Annotated in this window: 21 protein-coding genes; 10 read left to right on the top strand and 11 right to left on the bottom strand. The window is 71.5% G+C overall.

Features of this window, described 5'->3' with window-relative positions:
* Positions 1-27: 27 nt before the first annotated feature.
* From ACZ7MG_RS19500 to ACZ7MG_RS19485, 4 genes are all read left to right on the top strand, one after another.
* Positions 28-873 carry a DeoR/GlpR family DNA-binding transcription regulator gene (locus tag ACZ7MG_RS19500; protein ID WP_471393702.1) on the top strand — a complete coding sequence of 282 codons (846 nt, stop codon included), beginning with the start codon at positions 28-30 and terminating at the stop codon, positions 871-873.
* Positions 870-1,817 carry a 1-phosphofructokinase gene (pfkB, locus tag ACZ7MG_RS19495; RefSeq protein WP_471393704.1) on the top strand — a complete coding sequence of 316 codons (948 nt, stop codon included), beginning with the start codon at positions 870-872 and terminating at the stop codon, positions 1,815-1,817. Before ACZ7MG_RS19500 ends, pfkB begins: the two co-directional genes overlap by 4 nt.
* A gap of 292 nt (positions 1,818-2,109) precedes the next feature.
* Positions 2,110-4,197 (top strand): PTS fructose transporter subunit IIABC, encoded by a 2,088-nt coding sequence (locus tag ACZ7MG_RS19490; protein WP_471393707.1) that lies wholly within the window; start codon positions 2,110-2,112, stop codon positions 4,195-4,197.
* 188 nt (positions 4,198-4,385) lie between these two features.
* Entirely contained in the window at positions 4,386-4,664 is a 279-nt protein-coding gene (locus tag ACZ7MG_RS19485) for a hypothetical protein (protein WP_471393709.1), read from the top strand.
* A 55-nt stretch (positions 4,665-4,719) separates the two neighbouring features.
* Here ACZ7MG_RS19485 and ACZ7MG_RS19480 read toward each other — a convergent pair whose 3' ends face one another.
* The 4 genes from ACZ7MG_RS19480 to ACZ7MG_RS19465 all read right to left on the bottom strand — a co-directional run bounded on the left by ACZ7MG_RS19480 (position 4,720) and on the right by ACZ7MG_RS19465 (position 9,323).
* The gene (locus ACZ7MG_RS19480) at positions 4,720-5,478 is read right to left on the bottom strand and encodes a DUF6227 family protein (RefSeq protein WP_471393711.1); all 759 of its coding nucleotides are present in this window, start codon (positions 5,476-5,478) and stop codon (positions 4,720-4,722) included.
* A gap of 157 nt (positions 5,479-5,635) precedes the next feature.
* Positions 5,636-6,853: a L,D-transpeptidase gene (locus tag ACZ7MG_RS19475; protein WP_471393712.1), complete on the bottom strand. Its 1,218-nt coding sequence runs from the start codon at positions 6,851-6,853 to the stop codon at positions 5,636-5,638.
* 147 nt (positions 6,854-7,000) lie between these two features.
* Entirely contained in the window at positions 7,001-8,035 is a 1,035-nt protein-coding gene (locus ACZ7MG_RS19470) for a P1 family peptidase (protein WP_471393715.1), read from the bottom strand.
* Positions 8,025-9,323 (bottom strand): low temperature requirement protein A, encoded by a 1,299-nt coding sequence (locus tag ACZ7MG_RS19465; protein ID WP_471393717.1) that lies wholly within the window; start codon positions 9,321-9,323, stop codon positions 8,025-8,027. The genes ACZ7MG_RS19470 and ACZ7MG_RS19465 overlap by 11 nt, the downstream gene beginning before the upstream one ends.
* Positions 9,324-9,501: 178 nt before the next feature.
* Between ACZ7MG_RS19465 and ACZ7MG_RS19460 the strand changes: the two genes are divergently transcribed.
* Positions 9,502-9,693, top strand: a complete 192-nt coding sequence (locus ACZ7MG_RS19460; protein ID WP_471393718.1) for a hypothetical protein — start codon at positions 9,502-9,504, stop codon at positions 9,691-9,693.
* A 28-nt stretch (positions 9,694-9,721) separates the two neighbouring features.
* Here the strand turns inward: ACZ7MG_RS19460 and mscL are convergent, their stop codons facing one another.
* The 6 genes from mscL to ACZ7MG_RS19430 form a co-directional block, all read right to left on the bottom strand.
* Positions 9,722-10,198, bottom strand: coding sequence for a large conductance mechanosensitive channel protein MscL (mscL, locus tag ACZ7MG_RS19455; RefSeq protein ID WP_471393720.1), 477 nt, complete (start codon positions 10,196-10,198; stop codon positions 9,722-9,724).
* A gap of 129 nt (positions 10,199-10,327) precedes the next feature.
* Complete coding sequence (locus ACZ7MG_RS19450) at positions 10,328-10,897, bottom strand: hypothetical protein (RefSeq protein WP_471393722.1); 570 nt, start codon at positions 10,895-10,897, stop codon at positions 10,328-10,330.
* A gap of 164 nt (positions 10,898-11,061) precedes the next feature.
* Positions 11,062-11,904, bottom strand: coding sequence for an S-methyl-5'-thioadenosine phosphorylase (locus ACZ7MG_RS19445; protein ID WP_471393725.1), 843 nt, complete (start codon positions 11,902-11,904; stop codon positions 11,062-11,064).
* Between the two features lie 159 nt (positions 11,905-12,063).
* Positions 12,064-12,408, bottom strand: coding sequence for an FmdB family zinc ribbon protein (locus ACZ7MG_RS19440; protein WP_471393728.1), 345 nt, complete (start codon positions 12,406-12,408; stop codon positions 12,064-12,066).
* A gap of 69 nt (positions 12,409-12,477) precedes the next feature.
* The gene (locus tag ACZ7MG_RS19435) at positions 12,478-13,767 is read right to left on the bottom strand and encodes an MFS transporter (RefSeq protein ID WP_471393730.1); all 1,290 of its coding nucleotides are present in this window, start codon (positions 13,765-13,767) and stop codon (positions 12,478-12,480) included.
* A gap of 264 nt (positions 13,768-14,031) precedes the next feature.
* On the bottom strand, positions 14,032-15,657 hold the full coding sequence (locus ACZ7MG_RS19430) for a potassium/proton antiporter (protein ID WP_471393732.1): 1,626 nt from the start codon (positions 15,655-15,657) through the stop codon (positions 14,032-14,034).
* Between the two features lie 233 nt (positions 15,658-15,890).
* Between ACZ7MG_RS19430 and ACZ7MG_RS19425 the strand changes: the two genes are divergently transcribed.
* On the top strand, positions 15,891-18,716 hold the full coding sequence (locus ACZ7MG_RS19425; RefSeq protein ID WP_471393734.1) for a penicillin acylase family protein: 2,826 nt from the start codon (positions 15,891-15,893) through the stop codon (positions 18,714-18,716).
* Between the two features lie 61 nt (positions 18,717-18,777).
* Here ACZ7MG_RS19425 and ACZ7MG_RS19420 read toward each other — a convergent pair whose 3' ends face one another.
* On the bottom strand, positions 18,778-19,353 hold the full coding sequence (locus ACZ7MG_RS19420; protein WP_471393737.1) for a 5-formyltetrahydrofolate cyclo-ligase: 576 nt from the start codon (positions 19,351-19,353) through the stop codon (positions 18,778-18,780).
* A 133-nt stretch (positions 19,354-19,486) separates the two neighbouring features.
* Between ACZ7MG_RS19420 and galU the strand changes: the two genes are divergently transcribed.
* The 4 genes from galU (at position 19,487) to ACZ7MG_RS19400 (ending at position 22,862) form a co-directional block, all read left to right on the top strand.
* The gene (galU, locus tag ACZ7MG_RS19415; protein ID WP_471393740.1) at positions 19,487-20,389 is read left to right on the top strand and encodes a UTP--glucose-1-phosphate uridylyltransferase GalU; all 903 of its coding nucleotides are present in this window, start codon (positions 19,487-19,489) and stop codon (positions 20,387-20,389) included.
* Positions 20,390-20,394: 5 nt separating this feature from the next.
* Complete coding sequence (gene glp / locus ACZ7MG_RS19410; RefSeq protein WP_471393743.1) at positions 20,395-21,717, top strand: molybdotransferase-like divisome protein Glp; 1,323 nt, start codon at positions 20,395-20,397, stop codon at positions 21,715-21,717.
* Between the two features lie 84 nt (positions 21,718-21,801).
* Positions 21,802-22,284, top strand: coding sequence for a cyclic pyranopterin monophosphate synthase MoaC (gene moaC, locus ACZ7MG_RS19405; RefSeq protein WP_471393747.1), 483 nt, complete (start codon positions 21,802-21,804; stop codon positions 22,282-22,284).
* Positions 22,281-22,862 carry a MogA/MoaB family molybdenum cofactor biosynthesis protein gene (locus ACZ7MG_RS19400; RefSeq protein ID WP_471393750.1) on the top strand — a complete coding sequence of 194 codons (582 nt, stop codon included), beginning with the start codon at positions 22,281-22,283 and terminating at the stop codon, positions 22,860-22,862. Before moaC ends, ACZ7MG_RS19400 begins: the two co-directional genes overlap by 4 nt.
* The last annotated feature ends 24 nt before the right edge of the window (positions 22,863-22,886 follow it).

Below are 22,886 nucleotides of genomic sequence, written 5' to 3'. Positions count from 1 at the left end.
TCAGGCATCGGTCGGAGGCGAACGGACATGTACGCACCGGAGCGGCAGCAGGAGATCCTCCGGCTCGCCCGTGACGGCGGCCGGGTGGACGTGGTGTCGCTGGCGGAGGAGTTCCAGGTCACGGCGGAGACGATCCGCCGTGACCTGAAGGCCCTCGACCGCGCCGGCCTCGTCCAGCGGGTGCACGGCGGCGCGATCCCCGCCGGACGCCTCGACTTCGAGCCCGACCTCGCCGAACGCGAGGGCACCGCCGCCGACGAGAAGGACCGCATCGCCCAGGCGGCCCTCGCCGAACTCCCGAACGACGGCACCGTCGTCCTCGACGCCGGTACGACCATCGCCCGCCTCGCCGCCGCCATCCCGCTGGAGGCCGCCCTCACGGCGGTCACCCACAGCCTGCCGATCGCGGCCCGCCTCGCCGACCACCCCGGCATCCAGCTCCACCTGGTCGGCGGCCGGGTCCGCCACCGCACCCGCGCCGCCGTCGACGCCTGGGCGCTGCGGGCGTACGGCGAGATCCGCGCCGACGTCCTCTTCGTCGCCGCCAACGGCTTCTCCGCCGACCACGGTCTGACCACCCCCGACCTCGCCGAGGCCGCCGTGAAGCGGGCCGCGATCGCCGCCGCCCGCCGGGTGGTGCTGCTCGCCGACTCCTCCAAACACGGCCAGGAGCACTTCGCCCGCTTCGGCGACCTGAGCGACGTGGACCTGCTGATCACCGACAGCGGACTGAGCCCCGAGGACGCCCTCACCATCGAACGCAAGGGCACCCAGGTGCTGCGCGTCCCCGGCGGCGCCAACGGCGGCACCGGCGGCGGCCTCGGCGCCGGCATCAGCGCCGGCACCAACGGCCGGAAAGACCACCGCTCATGATCCTCACCGTCACCCCGAACCCCTCCCTCGACCGCACCTACGAGGTCCCCTCCCTCGACCGTGGCGAGGTCATCCGGGCCACCGGCGAACGCATGGACCCCGGCGGCAAGGGCGTCAACGTCTCCCGCGCGGTCGCCGCCGCCGGGCAGCGCACCGTCGCCGTCCTGCCGCTCGGCGGAGCCCCGGGCGCGCTGGTCGCCGACCTGCTCGACGCCCAGGGCATCGAGGTCGCCCGGGTCGCGGTGGCCGGGGCCACTCGCTCCAACATCGCCCTCGCCGAGTCCGACGGCGTCCTCACGAAGATCAACGCGCCCGGCCCCGAGCTGTCCCCCGCAGAACAGGAACTCCTCCTGGAGACCGTCCGCGCCCAGTCCGCCGACGCCTCCTGGATCGCCTGCTGCGGCAGCCTCCCGCGCGGCCTCGCCCCGTCCTGGTACGCCGAACTCGTCGCCCGCGCCCACGCCGCCGGCGCCCGTATCGCCCTGGACACCTCCGGCCCGGCCCTGCTCGCCGCCCTCCGCGAACGCCCCGACGTCGTCAAGCCCAACGCCGAGGAACTCGCCGAAGCCGTGGGCCGCCCCCTCGCCACGGTCGGCGACGCCGTCAAGGCCGCGGAGGAACTGCGCGAGATGGGCGCCGCCGCCGTCCTGGCCAGCCTCGGCGCCGACGGCCAACTCCTCGTCGACGCCTCGGGCGCCTGGTTCGGCACCGCCCGCGTCGACGCCGTCCGCAGCAACGTCGGCGCCGGCGACTCCTCCCTCGCCGGCTTCCTCATCGCCGGCGGCCACGGCCCCGAAGCCCTCGCCTCCGCCGTCGCCCACGGCGCCGCCGCCGTCCAACTCCCCGGCAGCGTCATGCCGACCCCGTCCCACCTGAACCCGGCGGCGGTGACCGTCACGCCGGAGGTACCGGTGGACCGGGTGTTGCGGGAGCCGGTGTCATGAGGGGGCGATCGCGAGCGAACGTTCGTTTTGGCGGAGTTGGCGGAGCTGGTGGCCGACCTCCGCGAACGAACATTCGTTTTGCCCGCCGGGTCGAGCCAGATGACTCCGCCGGTCCGAGCGCAGCGCGAACGAACCTTCGTTTTCCCTTAGCCGCCGCTGCCCCACCCCTCCTCCCCACCCTCCTCTCCACCCCCCTCCCTTGGCCGGCCCCCATGGCCCGCGCCCCCCACACTTCCGTCCCCACCCCCGCCCACCACACCCCCCGGGCGATACGCGTGCGAAGGAGCCCGCGATGAGCGAGATGATCACCGCGGACCTGGTCGATCTCGACCTGTCCGCCGATACGAAGGAAGCGGCGGCGCGTGCCCTCGCCGAGCGCATGGTGGCGAAGGGCCGGGTCACCGACCTGGACGGCTTCCTCGCCGACGTGGCCGCCCGTGAGGCCCAGATGCCGACCGGCCTCGACGGCGGCATCGGCATCCCGCACTGCCGCAGTGAGCACGTCACCGAGCCGACCCTCGCCTTCGGCCGCAGCGCGGCCGGCGTCGACTTCGGCGCGCCCGACGGCCCCGCCGATCTGATCTTCCTGATCGCCGCCCCGGCGGGCGCGGACGACGCCCACCTCACGATCCTTTCCTCGCTCGCCCGTCAGCTGATGAACACCGAGTTCACGGACGCCCTGCGCGCCGTGGACGACGCGGCCCGCGCCGCCGCCCTCATCCGGGGCGACGCCCCGGCCGAGGGCACCGAAGACTCCGCGGCGGCGTCGGGCGGAACGGCCTCCCCCGACGCCGCCGCGGGCAACACCACCCCGGCCCCGGCGACCCCGGCCCCCGCCGAGACCCCGGCCGCGCCGGAAGCCGCGGCCCCCGCCGAGGCCCGCCGCCCGTTCCGTATCGTCGCCGTCACCTCCTGCCCCACCGGCATCGCGCACACCTACATGGCCGCCGAGTCGCTGGAGAACGCGGGCCGGGACGCCGGTGACGTCGAGATCGTCGTCGAGACGCAGGGCTCGGCCGGCTTCAGCCGCCTCGACCCGGCCGTCATCGCCGCCGCGGACGGCGTGATCTTCGCCCACGACGTGCCCGTACGGGAGAAGGACCGGTTCGCCGGGAAGCCCACCGTCGACGTCGGTGTGAAGGCGGGCATCAACCGCCCCGCCGCACTGATCACCGAGGTCCGGGAGAAGGCCGAGCGCGGCGAGGTCACGGCGGCCCGCCCCGGCGGCACCCCGGTCGACCGCGCGGGCGACTCCGGCGACGGCTACGGCACCAAGCTGCGCAAGTGGCTGATGTCCGGCGTGAGTTACATGGTCCCCTTCGTCGCCGCCGGCGGTCTTCTCATCGCCCTGGGCTTCGCGATCGGCGGCTGGGAGATCAACCAGGCCAAGCCGGTCACCGAGCACTTCGACTGGCTCCAGGTCGACAGCTGGGCAGCGCTGATGTTCCAGATCGGCGGCGTCGCCTTCGGCTTCCTGATCCCCGTCCTCGCCGGTTACATCGCGTACGGCATGGCGGACCGGCCCGGTCTCGTCCCCGGCTTCGTCGGCGGCATGATCGCCGCCAACATCAACGCCGGTTTCCTCGGCGGTCTGGCCGCCGGTCTGATCGCCGGTGGTGTCGTCCTCGCCATCCAGCGGATCAAGATCCCGCCGGTGCTGCGCGGCATCATGCCGGTGGTCGTGATCCCGCTGATCTCGTCGTTCGTCGTCGGCTTCCTGATGCTGGTCGTGATCGGCAAGCCCATCGCCGAGGCCCAGAAGGGCATGACGGACTGGCTCGGCAGCCTCTCCGGCTCCAACGCGATCCTGCTCGGTGTCCTCCTCGGCCTGATGATGTGCTTCGACCTCGGCGGCCCCGTCAACAAGGTGGCGTACGCCTTCGCCACCGCCGGTATCGCCGTGCAGGACCCCAGTGACTCCGCGATGAAGATCATGGCGGCGGTCATGGCGGCCGGTATGGTCCCGCCGCTGGGCATGGCCCTCGCCACCACGATCCGCAAGAAGCTGTTCACCACCGCCGAGCGCGAGAACGGCAAGGCGGCCTGGGTGCTCGGCGCCTCGTTCATCTCCGAGGGCGCGATCCCGTTCGCCGCCGCCGACCCGCTGCGGGTGATCCCGGCCTCCATGGCGGGCGGCGCGGTCACCGGAGCGCTGGCCATGGCCTTCGGCTCGACCCTGCGCGCCCCGCACGGCGGCATCTGGGTCACCCCGCTGATCGGCAAGCCGCTGCTCTACCTGCTGGCCATCGCCATCGGTACGGCGATCACGGCCGGCCTGGTCATCGTCCTCAAGGGCCTGCGCAAGGCCCCGGCGGACACGGCGCCCGAGTCGGCCCCCGCGGCCGCCGAGACGGCGGCGAAGGAGCCGGTCGCGGCCTGAACCCGGGACCGTACGACGGCCGCGGCCCCCTCGCACCCGAGGGGGCCGCGGCCGTCAGCCTTTCCACCCCGTGCGCCCCTTTGGGTGCGATTGGGATCCTTTACAGCCCGTGTGACGTGTAAGCCGTACCTGCGAGATACATCACGGTCCGGGCTCAAAGTCCCATCCGGTGGTGTCTACTGGACGGCATGCCTGAGCACGTGTCGATCCTCCAGCCGTTGGGCGTGGCCGCCCTCGTCCTCGCGGCGGTCATCTGGGTCGCCGTCCTCGTCCGCGTCCTGCGCCGCGACCGCGAGGTCCACCGGGGCCGCTTCGCCGACCTGGCCCGCGGGCGCGGACGACGGCTGCGGGGCCTGCCCCACCAGCGCCGCAAGGGCCCCCACGTGGAACATGTGGAGCTGACCCCGGCGGAACAGGACGCCTTCGCCTTCCTGGCCCGCCAGTTCAGCGACGACCGCCTGGCCTGAGCCTCCGCCGTCGCAGGCCCGGCCAGGGCCCGCTGCCGGGAAGTCGACCGGGCGGTTAGCCGAGCGTCCCCGCCCGCCGCTCCATCGCGTCCCGGGCCGCGTCCTCCGACGCGTACACCTCGCACATGTGACGGCCGTCCGGCGTGGCCGTGTGCTCGACCTCCCACAGGGAGATCTCCTGCCCGTCCGTGAGCAGGAACGCGTGCTCGTAGAGCGAGAAGCTCAAGCCCGGCCGGCCACGCCGCGCGGGGCGGTGCGGGCGGCCGAAGGCCTGCGTGATCTCGTGCGCGAACGCCGTCCGCAGCAGCAGTGTGGCCAGCTCGTCCCCGGGCGGGTCCGGGTTCTCCGCCCGCCGCAACAGCCGACGGGCGTGGTCCGCCGAGTCGTCCGGCACGTACTCGTGGCGCGGCTCCGGGAACGCCGCCAGCTCCACCATGACGGGCAGGTCGAAATCGGGGGCGTCCGGCGGCAGCGGCAGCCGCGCGGTGGCGGCCCGCAGCTCCTCGTCGTCCGTGTAGACCTCGTGCTGGGTGTCACTGCCGAGGACCGTGTTGTGCACCAGCTCCCACAGGGTGACGGCGGAGCCGTCGGCGAGCAGCCAGGTGTGCCGGTACGTCGCCCGGTGCAGCCCCGAACTGTAGTGCGCGGAGTGCAGCGAGCTGTCGTGCGCGAGGGCGCAGTCGAGCTGCCGTATGGTCTCGTCGGGCAGCTCGAAGGAGTTCAGGGCGCGGCCGAGGAGTCGCGCGAGGTGCTCCTCCGGAGACTCGGGCGACTCGGGTGGCTCGTACGCTGCCGTCTCGTACGGAACGCTCAAGGTTTCTCCCGGCGTTGCTGCATGTCACCTTGTGGGTGCATACCGTAGCCCCTCGGTCGGACATCATGTCCGGGAACCGAGAAAACGTACGTCCCTAAAACGCCGGAGCCGCGCGATTGGTTCCCGCGCGGCCCGACGAACTCCCTGAACTACATGGTCAGATGGCGTCCCCCGCCGTCCACTCGCTCCACGGCATGTTCCAGCCGTTGAGGCCGTTGTCCGGCGCGACGGTCTTGTCGGGGGAGTTCTTGACGATCACCACGTCACCGATCAGCGAGTTGTCGAAGAACCACTTGCCGTTCGTGTCGCTGTTCGCGCCCTGGGCGTCCGCGAGACCGACACAGCCGTGGCTGGTGCCCTCGCGCCCGAACGGCGGGTTGCCCCTGTTGTACCAGTAGTTGCCGTGGACGAAGGTGCCCGACGTCGTCAGCCGCATCGCGTTCGGCACGTCCGCGATGTCGTACTCACCGCCGAAGCCGACCGTCGACCCGTTCATCCGCGTCTGCCGGAACTTCTCCGAGATCACCATCTGCCCGTTGTACGTCGGGTTCGCGGCGGCGCCCGCCGAGATCGGCACGGACTTGAGCGTCTTCCCGTCCCGCACGACCGTCATCGTCTGCGTGTTCACGTCGACCGTGGACACCTGCGAGCGCCCGACCGTGAAGGTGACCGTCTTGTCCTGCACGCCGTAGAGGCCGTTCGCGCCCTCCACCCCGTCCAGGTCGATCTTCATCGTGACCTTGGAACCGGCCTTCCAGTACTCCTCGGGCCGGAAGTCGAGCCGCTGCTCCCCGAACCAGTGCCCCACCACCTCCTGCCCGCTGCTCGACGTCACCGTGATGTGCGACTGCACGGCCTTCCGGTCCGTGATCGCCTTGTCGAAGGTGAACGACACCGGCATCCCCACGCCGACCGTGGTGCCGTTGTCCGGCGTGTACGTCCCGATGAAGCTGTTGGCCGTGGACACGGTCGTGAAGATGGAGTTGGCGGCCGACGTCTTGCCCTCGGCGTTCTTCGCGGTCGCGGAGATCCGGTACTTGGTGCCCCGCTCCAACTGCTCCTTCGGCTTCCAGGACCGCCCGTCCGCGGCTATCTCGCCCGCCACGGCCGCGCCACCCTCGGCGGCGGTCATCTCCACCTTCGTCAGCTCGCCGCCGCTGACCTTCACGCCGGTGGCGTTGATCGACGCGCCCGTCGAACCGTCCTTCGCCGAGATCGTGATCCGCGCCGCCGCGTCCGCGGCCGAAGTCCCCTTCCCGTCACTCTTGTTGTCGGCCTGGGCGTCCCCGCCACAACCGGTGAGGGTCAGCGCACCGACCACCAGCACGGCACAGGTCCCCAGCACACGCCGCACAGCAATCTTCGGCCTCGTCACGATCTGCTCCAGCTTCTTCGCGCCTACGTGATCCGCTCCCTTACGAGGACGAAGAGCACCCGAAGCCCAAGAGGGTTCCCCGAACCCGGGCCTGACACCACCGCGTGACAGAACCGGGACAATCGCCCCTGTCGCCCTCTGCTGGAACTACTGGAACTGGCCGTACAACTCCCCGTACGACGGCCACACTCCGCCCGGGCCGGCGACCGGCTCGGCTGCTCTCACCGCCCGTACGATCGCGCGGGTCACCAAGTCGGCGCTTGCCGCGAGGAGTTCGTTGAGGGCGAGAGGGCCCGCCTCGGGGGGCAGGGGGCGGCTGCCGGTCGCCAGGGTGAAGACCGTGTCGCCGTCATTGAGGAGGTGGACGGGGCGTACGGCGCGGGCGATGCCGTCGTGTGCCGTGCCGGCCAGTTTCTGGGCCTGGGCGCGGGTCAGATCGGCGTCGGTGGCGACCACGGCCAGGGTGGTGTTCAGCGGAGGAGGCGGGCTCTTCGCGGCGGCCTCGGCGATCCGCCGCCGCGCGTTGTCGTGGACCTCCGGCGCCGGATACGCCACCCGGCCCTGGAACAACTCCCCGTACAGCACCCCCGTCTCCGCGTCCATCACCGATCCCGCCGCGTTGGCCACCACCAGCGCGGCCACCGTGATCCCCGAGTCCAGCACCGTGCTCGCGGTGCCGATGCCCCCCTTGAGCAGCCCGACCGTCGCCCCCGTCCCCGCGCCCACGCATCCCTCCGCCACCGGCGCCCCGGGCCCGCTCGCGTCGGCCGCCTCGACCGCGGCCCGGCCGGTGGCCGCGTCCGGTCTGGCCCCGAAGTCCCCGCCCCGGCCCAGGTCGAAGACACAGGCGGCCGGCACGACCGGCACCACATGCGCCGGGTCGGGCCCGACCCGGACCCCGCGTCCGCGCTCCTCCAGCCAGGCCATCACGCCCGACGCGGAGTCCAGCCCGTACGCGCTGCCCCCGGTCAGGACCACCGCCTCGACCTTCTGCACGAGGTTGCGCGGGTCGAGGGCGTCCGTCTCCTTGGTGCCGGGCCCGCCCCCGCGCACATCCACCGCCGCGACCGCGCCGCCCTCCGGGGCCAGCACGACCGTGGTGCCCGTGAGCCAGCCCCCGCCGACCCGGGTGGCGTGCCCGACCCGCAGGCCGGGGACATCCGTCAGCGCGTCAACTGCCATGGGAGTCACGGGAGTCATGGGGGTCATGGGAGCCGTGGGCGCCGGAGACGGCCTGGGCGCGGTGGTCGTGGTGGGTGAGGTGCCCTCGGGCCGTGAGTATCACTCCGGCCGCGACCGTCACGGTCGTCACGAGGCCCGCCGCCAGCACCGCCCAGTGGCCCAGGAACGTGCACAGCACCACGGCCAGCGCGGCGAGCGGCAGGACGGTCTGCTGGGCCGTGCCCACCTTGTAGTGGCGGGCGTGCAGTGCCCACACGGAGAGGAGGTACAGCGCCGTCGGCAGGGTCACCGCGGCGGACGCGGCCAGCGTGGAGATGTGCGCCTTGTGCACCGCCTCCTCCACCGAGACCTCCAGCCCGGCGCCGATCGCGGCGGCCGAGGCGAAGATCAGGTAGTGGCCGTACCCCCACAGGAAGCTCTCCTTGTTGGAGCGCAGATGACCGTGGATGGGCACGGTGAAGTAGACCCACCACGCCGAGAACACGATCAGCAGCCCGCCCACCGCGATCGGCAGCAGCTCGCCCAACGCGTCGTTCTCGTCCACCGCCGACTTCACGGCGACCGTCGCCGCCAGGATCGTCTCGCCGAGCACGATGATGGTGAACAGGCCGTACCGCTCGGCGATGTGATGCGGATGCCAGGACGTCTGGAAGCCTCTCTCCGCGTACACCGGGACGGACAGTTCGGCGATCGCCATCACCAGGAACAGCCACGGTCTGGCCGGCTCGGGCAGGACCAGCAGCCCCAGCCAGCCGATCTGGCACAGCGCCACACCGCCCGCGTACCGCAGGGCCGTGACCCGCTCGGCGCCCGTCGCCGTGCGCGCGGCCCGCAGCCACTGCGCGGTCATCGCCAGCCGCATGATGATGTACCCGAGTACGACCAGCAGCCAGTCGTGGTCCTCGAAGGCCCGGGTGACGCCGGCGGCGAGCACCAGCACACCCGCTATCTGGACGAGGGTCACCAGGCGGTAGGGCACGTCGTCGTTGTCGTACGCCGAGGCGAACCAGGTGAAGTTCATCCAGGCCCACCAGATCGCGAAAAAGACCATCGCGTAGTTCACGATGCCCTCGGCCGCTTGCGCCTCCGCGACGGAGTGCACCAGTTGGACGCCCGCCTGGGCGACGGCGACCACGAAGCACAGGTCGAAGAAGAGCTCCAGCGGCGAGGCGACCCGGTGGATCTCCTCACGCCCCCGCGCGATCAGCCTGCGCACCGGCGCCCGGCCGGGGCCGGCAGCCGAGGAGAGGGGCGGGGGCGAGGCCGGGGGCGGGGGACTGGACGTCATGGGGCCAAGCACACCAGAAAATCCGGTGGAATTCTCGCTCGGGTGTTCACCGGTGCCTGGACGGACCGAGGCAGTGCGCGGACGGGTCCGACGCGGGTGCGGGCGGGCCGGGGGAGGGGCCGCGGCGGGACGGGCCGCGGCCTTCGGTGGTCCGTGCCGGGGGCCGTACCCTGGAGGCATGACCACCGCCCCGCCTCCCGCCCCCGAACCGCGTGACCCCAAGGCCGCGCTGGTCTTCGACGACCCGCTCAGCCGGCCGTCGTCCGACGACACGGACCGCGGTTGGGGCGAACGGCCCGGCGACGGCGGCGGCGACAGCGCGGCCGACCTGCGGCGCTTCCTCGACGAGAAGCCGCCCCACCACATCTGACACCGCCGGCCGAAGGCCCTGAGCGCCGCTACGGGCGGTCGTGGCCCGAGCCGCGCTGGGCCACCAGGGCGTCGCGGATCTCCTTCAGAACCTCCAGCTCGGTCACCTCGATGACCTCGTGGGTGCCCTCCTTCGCCTTGCGGCGGGCCTCCTGACGGGCCAGGTACTTGGCCATGGGGAGCACCATCAGGAAGTAGACGACGGCCGCGGTGATGAGGAACGTGAGCGTCGCGTTCAGCACCGTGCCCCAGAGGATCGCGACGCCGTCGGTGACCGTTCCGTCCGCCGCCACCGTGCAGGGGTCCTTCAGACACGAGCGGTACTGGTCGAGGTTCTTCGTGCCGAACGCCCCCACCAGCGGGCTGATGACGCCCTTCACCACCGAGTTGACGATGTTGGTGAAGGCCGCGCCGATGACCACGGCGACGGCCAGGTCGACGACGTTCCCCCGCATCAGGAAGGCCTTGAAGCCCTCCCAGACGCTCGGCTCGTTCTTCTCGCTCACCACGAGGCCTTTCTGCGCTGGTTGTGGAACAAACGACTCCGCAACCTACGTCAGGGCCGGGCCCGGGTGTCGAATGGGGTCCCTCCATCGTGGGACTTGACCGATGTGGGACCACGCCGGGGCTCTTGATCACCACAGGGTCACCGCCAGGCGGGACGTGGCGCTCGCACCGGCCAGCCGGGCCGCCGTGCGCCGGGGCACGCTCAGCACGACCAGGGCTCCGCTCTCGGCGGCTTCGTCGGCCGACGGCACTTTCGACACCCGGGCGCCGCGCGCGACGACCCGTACGGCACCGGCACCCGTCGCGGACTCCTCGGCCGCGATCACGTCGACGCGGTCGCCGGGGCGCAGCAGCCGTACGGTCGCGCCGTCGGCGATGCGGACCGGGGCCGTCACCGTCTCGACCCGGGTGGGGTGCTCGGGGACCGGGTCGGCCACCGGGTGCCCCCTGACCCGTTCCGCTTCCCTCGGGCCCGCCCCCGTCACCAGCAGGGCGGCGGCCGTCACCGCCAGGCCCGCCGCCATGGCGCGCCGCCGGCAGCGGGCGAGGCGACGGAGCCGCTGGGCGCCGCCCCTCACCCGTAGCGGCGCGAAGTGCGGGACCTCGCAGGTGGGAGGTGTATCGGTGCCGGGCGGGCCGGCGGCCCAGGAGGGGCGGCGGCTGGAGGCGGAGGAGGACGGGGACGAGGGACGGGACATGGGGTCACCACCTGCTGTGTGAGATCGGCTTGCGGTCCCACGATGAGGCTTCGCGGCGAAGCCCGCTGAAGCCTGTGGACCACTCACCGACTGTGGAAAACCCCGCCACCCGAACGAGGAGTTCCGCCCCTCACCCTCCCCGGCCGAGCGATGTGGTCACCCCGTCACGGCAGCTCGAACCCCGGGTCCATCCCGCCCAGCGCCTTCGCGCACAGGCAGTCGCGGCCGTCGTTCGACGGCAGGGCGGCGACGGCGTCGAAGAGCACGCCGCGCAGGCGGTCGATGTTGGCGGCGAAGACCTGGAGCACTTCCTCGTGGGAGACGCCCTCGCCGGTCTCGGCGCCGGCGTCGAGGTCGGTGACGAGGGTCAGGGAGGTGTAGCAGAGCTCCAGTTCACGGGCGAGGATCGCCTCGGGGTGGCCGGTCATGCCGACCACGGACCAGCCCTGGGCCCGGTGCCACAGGGACTCGGCGCGGGTGGAGAACCGGGGGCCCTCGACCACGACGAGGGTGCCGCCGTCCACCGGCTCCCAGTCGCGCCCGCGCGCCGCTCCGAGGGCGGCCTCGCGGCCGACGGGGCAGTAGGGGTCGGCGAGCGAGACATGGACGACGTTGGGGACGGCGCCGCCGGGCAGCGGAAGGCCGTCGAAGTAGCTCTGGACGCGGGACTTCGTACGGTCCACCAGCTGGTCCGGGACGAGCAGGGTGCCCGGTCCGTACTCCGGCCGCAGACCGCCCACCGCGCACGGGCCGAGCACCTGGCGGGCCCCGAGGGAGCGCAGGGCCCACAGGTTGGCGCGGTAGTTGATGCGGTGCGGCGGCAGATGGTGGCCGCGGCCGTGCCGGGGCAGGAAGGCGACCCGGCGGCCCGCGATCTCACCGAGGAAGAGGGAGTCGCTGGGCGGCCCGTAGGGGGTGTCGACCTGTATCTCGGTCACGTCGTCGAGGAAGGAGTAGAACCCCGATCCGCCGATGACGCCGATCTCCACGTGCTCCGTGTTCGCCATGCCCGCACCCTAACCGGGCCCCGGGACGCCGAGAGACGCCGAGGACCCCGCCGGTCGTCGTACGACGGCGGGGTCCCGGACGAAGAACACACACGCGGCGGCAGCGCCACGCGGCGACAGGCCTGTTACGCGGTGGCAGTGCTGCGCGGCGACAACGCGCTACGCGGCCGACGTGCTGCTGGCGGAGGAGGACCCCGAGGACGACGACTTCGACTCGGAGGACGACGAGGACGAAGAAGAGGACGACTTCGTGTCCGACGAGGACGACGAAGACTTCGCATCCGAGGACGAGGAGGACTTCGACGCCGGGCTGCTGCTCGACGACGAGCCGCGGCTGTCGTTCCGGTAGAAACCGGAGCCCTTGAAGACGATGCCGACCGCGGAGAACACCTTCTTGAGGCGTCCGTTGCAGCTGGGGCACTCGGTCAGGGCGTCGTCGGTGAACTTCTGCACCGCTTCGAGGCCCTCACCGCATTCGGTGCACTGGTACTGGTACGTCGGCACTGGTCTTCCTCCTGGCACTCTCACTCGATGAGTGCTAACGACGGTCCATAGTGGCCTATTCCCCGGGTATCAGTCCACTGTCACCGGCACTCGGTGACCGACGACACGCGCGACGGTACGGCTTCCGGCCCTGCCCACCAGCCGTGTACGCAGCGCCAACAGGGTCGCCAGCGCCAGTACCGTACCGGCCGCCGGCACCAGGAAACCGGCGCCGGTCCACAGCCGGTCCTCCAGCTGTCCGGCGGTCGTGACGGCCGCCGCCTGGCCGAGGGCGACCGCGCCGGTCAGCCAGGTGAAGGCCTCCGTGCGGGCCCCGGAGGGGACCAGGGAGTCGACCAGCGTGTAGCCGGTGATCAGGGCGGGGGCGATGCACATGCCGACGAGCAGGCCGAGCGCGGCGAGGACCAGGACCGAGTCGGCGGTCCACAGGGCGGAGGCCACCAGGGCGAGGGCCGTGTAGCCGATGATCAGGCGCCGTCGCGGGGACACCTTCCAGGCGATCGCGCCGCAGATGATGCCCGAGAGCATGTTGCCGGCGGCGAAGACGCCGTACAGGACGCCGTTCAGGCCCGGTTCGCCGATCGACTCGGAGAAGGCGGCGAGGGAGACCTGCATACCGCCGAAGACGGAGCCGATGCCCAGGAAGGTGACTATCAGGACGCGCACCCCGGGGACGGACAGGGCGGAGACATGCTCCACGCGCGCGTGGGCCGAGGGAACGACCTTCGGCTGGGTGGAGCGCTGTGCGGCGAACAGCAGGCCGCCGACGAGGGTGAGCCCCGCCTCGGTGAGCAGGCCGGCGGCCGGGTGGACGGCGGTGCAGAGCGCGGTCGCGACCAGCGGGCCGAGGACGAAGGTCAGCTCGTCGGTGACGGACTCGAAGGCGGCCGCGGTGCCCATCAGGGGCGAGTCCTGGAGCTTGACGCCCCAGCGGGCCCGCACCATGGGGCCGACCTGCGGCACCGAGGCGCCCGTCGGCACGGCGGCGGCGAAGAGCGCCCACAGGGGGGCGCCCGTCAGGGCCAGCGCCGTCAGGGACAGGCCCGCCGCCCCGTGGACGAGGATGCCGGGGATCAGGACGGCCCGCTGGCCGTGCCGGTCGGCGAGACGGCCGCTCCAGGGAGCGAACAGCGCCATGGAGACACCGGTCACGGCGGCCACGGCGCCGGCCGCCCCGTACGAGCCGGTGGTGTGCTGGACCAGCAGCACGATGGAGATGGTCAGCATCGCGAACGGCTGGCGTGCCGCGAAGCCGGGCAGAAGGAACGTCCACGCGCGCGGGGTGCGCAACAGCTGCCCGTAGCCCGGGCGGGACGCCTTCGAGTTGTTCGACGTGTTCGAGGAGACCGTGGATGCCACGGCCGTGCCTTTCCGCCGCCTGGTAGCGCGCCCGTGCGGGGGCGCCGAGAGCTGTCCTCTTGCGCTACTGCGGTAGATGCCGGGCCCTGGAGAGGGGTTGTGACGGCCGCCATACGGTCGCGCCAGCTCTGCGTCAGACAGAGTTGGTCCGATCAAGTGCGCCTTCATCGTACAGGGGGATCAGTCGGCTCACCTGTGAAAGTGAGCACCATGGGCGGCCGCGCCCGTGATTCCAGGGGGGTGTGAACGGTATGAAACTCGCATTTAACGACGGGGGCCGCCGTGCCCCTTCCCCCGCCCGTTCCCGTCGCCGTTCCCCGTCCCCAGCCAGTCGGCCAGCTTGCCGCCCTGGCCGACGGCCCTGAGGCGGCGTTCGGCCTGGTCCCGCACGGGATCCGTGGCGACGACGAGCAGTTCGTCGCCACGGCGCAGCACGGTGGTCGGCAGCGGTACGAAGGACGTGCCGTCGCGGACGACGAGGGTGACGGCGGCGCCCGCGGGCAGCCGTAGTTCGTTGACCTCGACGCCGTGCATGCGGGACTTCTCGGGGATGGCGACGGACAGCAGATGGCCGCGCAGCCGCTCCAGGGGAGCCGACTCGATGCCGAGGTCGGCGGCCTCGTCGCCGGAGCCGCCCAGCCGCAGCGTGCGGGCCAGCCAGGGCAGTGTCGGGCCTTGGACGAGGGTGTAGACCACGACCAGCACGAAGACGATGTTGAAGATCCGGTGGCTGCCCTCGACGCCGCTCACCATGGGGATCGTCGCCAGGATGATGGGCACCGCGCCGCGCAGTCCGGCCCACGACAGCAGGGTCTGCTCACGCCACGGCACCTTGAACGGCGTCAGCGCGACGACGACGCTCAATGGTCGCGCCACCATCGTCAGCACCAGGCCGATGACGAGCGCGGGCCAGATGTCGTCGCCCATCTCGTGCGGGGTGACGAGCAGTCCGAGCAGGACGAACATGCCGATCTGGGCGATCCAGCCGACGCCTTCGGCGAAGCCGCGCGTGGCCGGCCAGTGGGGCAGCTTGGCGTTGCCGAGGACCATGGAGGCCAGGTAGACGGCGAGGAAGCCGCTGCCGTGGGCCAGGGCGCCGGCCGCGTAGGCGGTGACGGCGATGGCCATGACGGCGATCGGGTAGAGGCCGGAGGCGGGCAGGGCGATGTGCCTGAGGCCCCAGGAGCCGAGCCAGCCGACCGCGAGACCGATGGCGGCGCCGATCGCCAGTTCCAGCACTATCTCGCCGATCAGGACGTACCAGTGTTCGACCGGTCCGGCCATGGAGAGCGAGGCGACGAGGATGACCACCGGGGCGTCGTTGAAGCCGGACTCGGCCTCCAGGGTGCCCGTCACGCGCGCGGGGAGCGGGATGCGGCGCAGCACGGAGAAGACGGCCGCCGCGTCCGTGGAGGAGACGACCGCGCCGATGATGAGTGACTGTCGCCACTCCAGCCCGATCAGATAGTGCGCGCCCGCGGCCGTGACGCCGACGCTCGTGGCGACTCCGACCAGCGCCAGTGAGGTGGCGGCCGGCAGGGCCGGCTCGATCTCCTTCCACTTCGTGCCGAGGCCGCCCTCCGCCAGGATCACGACGAGGGCCGCGTAGCCGATGACCTGGGTCAGTTCGGCGTTGTCGAAGTGGATGTCGCCGATGCCGTCCTGGCCCATCGCGATGCCTATGCCCAGGTACACGAGCAGGCTGGGGAGCCCGCTGCGCGACGAGATCCGGACCGCGGCGACCGCGACGAGAAGGACGAGCGAGCAGACGAGCAGGAGCTGGTTGAGGTCGTGGACAGTCAGCGGGCCGTACCTTTCTTGCCGAACCGCACGTGGTTCCGAGTGTGGGATGCCGATGCACCGGGTGCGGGCACGCGCGCGTGTGGGCATGCGAAGCCGATCACGGAAACCGTGCGGTTGCGGTTACATCAGTGCAAGTACTTCGTTACCTTACCTAACTCTTGACGATTTCTTGACGCTTGCGAGGGCAAGATCGAACGGCCGTCCGTGCCAGTTCCCGACTCCGCGTCAAGTCGTGTCGGACCCTGCGCCTATGGTTGCTCCAGCGTTCAGTACAAAGCACAGCCCGACCTGCCGCTCGTGTTAGGACAGCAAGGACAGCGATGCCCACCGACAATCCCGCCTCCTCCGGCCAGCAGTCCGGCAAGTCCGGCAGGAAGAAGAGGGGACGCAAAGTCCGCCTTCTCCTGATCGTCCTGGTCCTGGCCATCATCGGTGGCGTCGGCTATGGGGCGTTCTGGTCCGTCTCCACCGTGCGCGCCTCCTTCCCGCAGACCAAGGGGTCGATAACCCTGGACGGTCTGTCGGGACCGGTCGACGTCAAGCGCGACGGCAACGGCATCCCGCAGATCTACGCCTCCTCCGACGAGGACCTGTTCATGGCCCAGGGCTTTGTCCAGGCGCAGGACCGGTTCTACGAGATGGACGTGCGCCGCCACATGACGGCCGGCCGCCTCTCGGAGATGTTCGGCGAGGGCCAGGTCGACAACGACGAGTTCCTGCGCACCCTCGGCTGGCACCGGATCGCCGAGGAGGAGTACAAGAAGACGCTCTCGGCGGAGACGAAGAAGTACCTCGACGCGTACGCCAAGGGGGTCAACGCCTACCTGGCAGGCAAGGACGGCGACGAGATCTCCCTGGAGTACGCGGCCCTCGGCTTCGCCAACGACTACAAGCCCGAGGAGTGGACCCCGGTCGACTCCATCGCCTGGCTGAAGGCGATGGCCTGGGACCTGCGCGGCAACATGCAGGACGAGATCGACCGCGCCCTGATGACCAGCCGCCTCGGCCCCAAGCAGATCGCCGACCTGTACCCGCAGTACCCGTACGACCGCAACAAGACGATCGTGCAGGAGGGGCAGTACGACGAGCTGACCAAGACCTGGTCGGACGGGTCCGGCTCGACACAGAGCACCGACGGCTCGACGCAGGGCACGAGCGGCACCGGTGGCACCAGCGGCACGGCGGGCTCCACGCAGGGCACCGGCGGCACGGGGACGGGCACGGGCACCGCCGGGACCTCCACCGACTCCTCGGCCCTCCAGACCCAGCTGGACGGCCTCTACACCGTCCTGGAGGACCTGCCCGAGGCCGTCGGGGTGAACGGCAACGGCATCGGCTCCAACTCCTGGGTCGTCTCCGGCGACCACACGATCACCGGCAAGCCGCTCCTCGCCAACGACCCGCACCTGTCGGCCACGCTGCCCTCGGTCTGGTACCAGATGGGCCTGCACTGCAAGTCCGTCTCCGAGAAGTGCCAGTACGACGTCTCCGGCTACACCTTCTCCGGCATGCCCGGCGTGATAATCGGCCACAACGCAGACATCTCCTGGGGTATGACCAACTCCGGCGTCGACGTCACCGACCTCTACCTGGAGAAGCTCACCGGCGACGGCTACCAGTACGGCTCCAAGGTCCTGCCGTTCGACACCCGCGAGGAGACCATCGAGGTCGCCGGCGGCGAGTCCAAGAAGATCGTCGTCCGTACGACCAACAACGGTCCGCTGCTGTCCGACCGCAACGACGAACTCGTCCAGGTCGGCAAGAAGGCCACCGTCGACCAGGACGCCCCCGACCGCGGCGACGGCTACGGCATCGCCCTGCGCTGGACCGCGCTCGACCCCGGCACCTCCATGGACGCCGTGTTCGCCATGAACAAGGCCAAGGACTGGGACGACTTCCGCGAGGCCGCCGCCCTGTTCGACGTCCCCTCGCAGAACCTGACCTACGCCGACATCGAGGGTCACATCGGCTACCAGCTGCCCGGCAGGATCCCCACCCGCGGCAAGGGCGACGGCTCGCTGCCCGCGCCGGGCTGGGACCCCGCGTACCGCTGGACCGGCTACATCGACCAGGACGAACTGCCGTACGAGTTCGACCCGGAGCGCGGCTACATCGTCACCGCCAACCAGGCCGTCGTGGACGACAAGTACCCGTACACGCTCACCGCGGACTGGGGCTACGGCACGCGCGCGCAGCGGATCACCAGCCTCATCGAGTCGAAGATCAAGGGTGGCGGCAAGATCTCCACCGACGACATGCGGCAGATGCAGATGGACAACAGCAGCGAGATCGCCAAGCTGCTGGTGCCGCTGCTGCTCAAGATCGACGTGAACGACAAGAACGTCCGCCAGGCGCAGAAGCTCCTGGAGGGCTGGGACTACACCCAGGACGCCGACTCGGCGGCCGCCGCGTACTTCAACTCGGTCTGGCGCAACATCCTCAAGCTCGCCTTCGGCAACAAGCTGCCCAAGGAGCTGCGCGTCGAGGGACAGTGCCTGTCGGTCGAGCCGGTCGACTCCACCGGGCCCGCCGACGAGGACCAGCGGGTGCGCGAATGCGGCAGGCGCGACGCGGACCAGGCGCAGCCGGACGGCGGCGACCGCTGGTTCGAGGTCGTCCGCCGGATCATCGACGACCAGGACAACGCCTGGTGGTCCACGCCGAAGACGCGCACCCAGAAGGCCGTCGACACCCGTGACGAGCTGTTCAAGCGGGCCATGCGGGACGCCCGTTGGGAGCTGACCGCCAAGCTCGGCAAGGACATCGACACCTGGAGCTGGGGCCGGCTGCACCGCCTGTTCCTGAAGAACCAGACCCTCGGCACCGAGGGCCCCGGTTTCCTCCAGTACATGCTCAACCGCGGCCCCTGGAAGCTCGGCGGCGGCGAGGCCACGGTCAACGCCACCGGCTGGAACGCGGCGGGTGGCTACGAGGTGGTGTGGGTGCCCTCGATGCGCATGGTGGTCAACCTCGGGGACCTCGACAAGTCCAAGTGGATCAACCTCACCGGCGCCTCCGGGCACGCCTACAACGCGCACTACACCGACCAGACCGACAAGTGGGTCAAGGGCGAACTGCTGACGTGGTCGTTCACGGACAAGGCGGTCCAGGCGAACACGAGCGACACGCTGCTGCTGAAGCCGTAGCGCCCGCCTGAGCACGCAAAGCGGCCTCCACGCACGCGTGGAGGCCGCTTTCGCGTCCGGATCACCGGAAGCGCCGTACCCCCGACGGCGTCACCACCGCGTGCACCGGGCGGTCGTGCGGCTCCGCCGGGACCTGGTCCACGACCTCCGTGTCGTACAGGAGCACCACCAGCGCCGGGTCCGCGCCCGCGCGTTCCAGCCGGGCCAGGACCCGGTCGTAGGAGCCGCCGCCCCGACCCAGGCGCATCCCGCGCGCGTCGACTGCCAGGCCCGGCAGCAGGACGGCGTCGGCTGTGGTCACGGCGTCCGGGCCGAGCCGCTCACCGGCCGGTTCGAGGAGCTCCATACGGCCGCCGTGCCGCACGCGCGCGAGGGAGGCCTCTCCCTCGTAGACACCCCAGTCGAGGTCGTTGTCGGGCAGCAGCGCGGGCAACAGGACGCGCACGCCCCGCGCGCGGAGTGTGTCGAGCAGCGCGAGGGTGCCGGGCTCGCTCCCCACGGAGACGTACGCCGCCACCGTGCGCGCGTGCGCCAGTTCGGGCAGATCGAGGGCCCGGTCCGCAAGGGCGCCGGTCGTTCTCCGGACGTCATCCGGCGTCAACCCGTTCCTCACCAGGAGGAACTCTCGGCGCAACATTCGCTTGGCAGAGTCCGGTCCGGATCCCATCTGGCTCACAGGTTGCTCCAGTACTGTTCGTAATCAGCTCATATGAGAGCGAATTCATCGGAGCCACAGATTCCCCACAAAGGCACCCGATAGGGTTCGGGCCATGAGTGAGGCGAACCCCAGGATCAGCAAGGCTGTCATCCCCGCCGCGGGTCTCGGAACCCGGTTCCTGCCGGCCACCAAAGCGACTCCCAAGGAGATGCTGCCGGTCGTGGACAAGCCGGCGATCCAGTACGTGGTCGAGGAGGCGGCATCGGCCGGCCTCGACGACGTCCTGATGATCACCGGCCGCAACAAGCGCCCCCTCGAAGACCACTTCGACCGCAACTACGAGCTGGAGTCCGCCCTCCAGAAGAAGGGCGACGCCCACCGGCTCGCCAAGGTCCAGGAGTCCAGCGACCTCGCCACCATGCACTACGTCCGCCAGGGCGACCCCAAAGGCCTCGGCCACGCCGTCCTGTGCGCCGCCCCGCACGTCGGCGACGAACCCTTCGCGGTCCTCCTCGGCGACGACCTGATCGACCCCCGCGACCCGCTCCTGCGGCGCATGGTCGAGATCCAGGAGGGCAACGGCGGCAGCGTCATCGCCCTCATGGAGGTCGCACCGGAGCAGATCCACCTCTACGGCTGCGCGGCCGTGGAGCCCACCGAGGACGGCGACGTCGTCAAGGTCACGGGCCTCGTCGAGAAGCCGGACCCGGCCGACGCCCCGTCGAACTACGCGATCATCGGCCGCTATGTCCTCGCCCCGCAGATCTTCGACGTCCTGCGCCGGACCGAGCCCGGCCGCGGCGGCGAGATCCAGCTCACCGACGCCCTCCAGCAGCTCGCCGCGGACGAGAAGGTCGGCGGCCCCGTGCACGGCGTCGTGTTCAAGGGCCGCCGCTATGACACCGGGGACCGCGGCGACTACCTGCGTGCCATTGTCAGACTCGCATGCGAACGTGAAGACCTGGGACCGGACTTCCGGACCTGGCTTCGCAGTTACGTAGCCGAGGAGATGTAGCCACATTGAGCACCGCCGCGACCCGCACCACCGGACCGGGCCACCTCTGGTCGGTGACCGAGCACCTGGAGGACATCCTCGCCACCGTCCGCCCCCTGGAACCCATCGAGCTGCAACTCCTCGACGCCCAGGGCTGTGTGCTGGTCGAGGACGTCACGGTGCCGATCTCGCTGCCGCCGTTCGACAACAGCTCGATGGACGGGTACGCGGTGCGGGTCGCGGACGTCGCGGGCGCCAGCGAGGAGTTCCCGGCCGTGCTCACGGTGATCGGGGACGTCGCGGCGGGCCAGGCCGAACAACCCCACGTGGGCCCCGGCGAGGCCGCCCGCATCATGACCGGCGCCCCCCTGCCGCCCGGCGCGGAGGCGGTCGTCCCCGTGGAGTGGACCGACGGCGGCCTCGGCGAGGGACCCGTCTCCGGCATGCGCGCCCGCAGCGCCGGCCCCGAGGGCGCCACCGGCCAGGTCGCCGTGCACCGCGCCGCCGAGGCACGCGCGCACGTACGCGCGAAGGGCAGCGACGTGAAGGCCGGGGAACGCGCCCTGGCCGCCGGGACGATCCTCGGCCCGCCCCAGCTCGGCCTGCTCGCCGCCATCGGCCGCGCCTCCGTACGCGTACACCCGCGCCCGCGCGTGGTCGTGCTCTCCACCGGCAGCGAACTGATCCCGCCCGGCGAGACACCCGCCACCGGCCAGATCTACGACTCCAACAGCTTCGCCCTCACCGCCGCCGCCCGGGACGCGGGCGCCATCGCCTACCGCGTCGGCGCCGTCGCCGACGACGCCGAGACCCTCCGCTCCACCATCGAGGACCAGCTCGTCCGCGCCGACCTGGTCGTCACCACCGGCGGGGTCAGCGTCGGCGCGTACGACGTGGTCAAGGAGGCCCTGGAGTCCGTCGGCGACGAGGACGAGGAGGGCGCCGGCATCGACTTCCGCAAGCTCGCCATGCAGCCCGGCAAACCCCAGGGCTTCGGCACCATCGGCCCCGACCACACCCCGCTCCTCGCCCTCCCGGGCAACCCGGTCTCGTCGTACGTCTCCTTCGAGATCTTCGTCCGGCCCGCCATCCGCACCCTGATGGGTCTGTACGACGTCCACCGGCCGACGACCACCGCGACCCTCCAGGCACCCAAGGCCCTGACCTCGCCCGCGGGCCGTCGGCAGTACCTGCGCGGGACGTACGCGGACGGCGAGGTCAGCCCCGTCGGGGGCGCCGGATCGCACCTCGTGGCGGCCCTCGCGCACGCCGACGCGCTCATCGTGATCCCCGAGGACACCGAGTCGGTCGAGCCCGGTACGGAGGTCGAGGTCGTCCTGCTCGGCTGAACCGTCGAGGGTGGCGTACCGTGTCGCGCACAACGCACCGCGCGCCGCACCGCGACGGGCCCCGACCGGGAGCGCCACACCACCATGAGTACGCCGCAGGACCGACTGACCCACATCGACGACGCCGGCGCCGCCCGCATGGTCGACGTCTCCGGGAAGGACGTGACCGCGCGCACCGCACGCGCCAGCGGCCGGGTCCTGGTCGCGCCGAAGGTGGTCGAACTGCTGCGCGGCGAGGGGGTGCCCAAGGGCGACGCCCTCGCCACCGCGCGCATCGCCGGCATCATGGGCGCCAAACGCACCCCCGACCTCATCCCCCTCTGCCATCCGCTGGCGGTGTCGGGCGTCAAGGTCGAGCTGTCGGTCGCGGACGACGCCGTCGAGATCCTCGCCACCGTGAAGACCACCGACCGTACGGGCGTCGAGATGGAGGCCCTCACCGCGGTCTCCGTCGCCGCCCTCACCGTGGTCGACATGGTCAAGGCGGTCGACAAGGGCGCGGTCATCACGGACGTCCGCGTCGAGGAGAAGACGGGCGGCAAGTCGGGCGACTGGAGCCGGACATGACGGCCCCGGCGGAACCGTCCCTCGGGGGCGCCCTCACCACTCCGTACGCCGCACTGGTCGTGACCGCCTCCAACCGGGCCGCCGCCGGGGTCTACGAGGACAAGGGCGGGCCTCTGATCGCCGAGGGGCTCAGGGCGTTCGGCTTCGCCGTCGACGGCCCGCAGATCGTGCCGGACGGCGACCCCGTGGAGGCGGCGCTGCGGGCGGGCGTGGACGCCGGGTACGACGTGATCGTGACGACCGGCGGCACCGGCATCTCGCCCACCGACCGCACCCCCGAGGCCACCCGCGCCGTCCTCGACCACGAGGTGCCCGGCATCCCCGAGGCGATCCGGGCGTACGGCCGGGACAAGGTGCCCACGGCCGCGCTCTCCCGGGGCCTCGCCGGAGTCGCGCGCGGCACGCTGATCGTCAACCTGCCGGGCTCGACGGGCGGCGTACGGGACGGCCTGGCCGTACTGGAACCCCTGCTGACGCACGCCGTGGACCAGATCCGCGGCGGGGACCACCAGAGGCCGGCCCCCGGCGGCTCCCCGGCCGAGGAGGACCCCTCCAGACCCCGTGGGGGTGCGAGCTGAACAGCCCATCCTGGCCCGTGGCGC

It is taken from the genome of Streptomyces sp. NPDC107538, assembly GCF_055657445.1.
The sequence above is the reverse complement of the archived record's forward strand: the minus strand, read 5'-3'. Positions and strand labels throughout refer to the sequence as shown.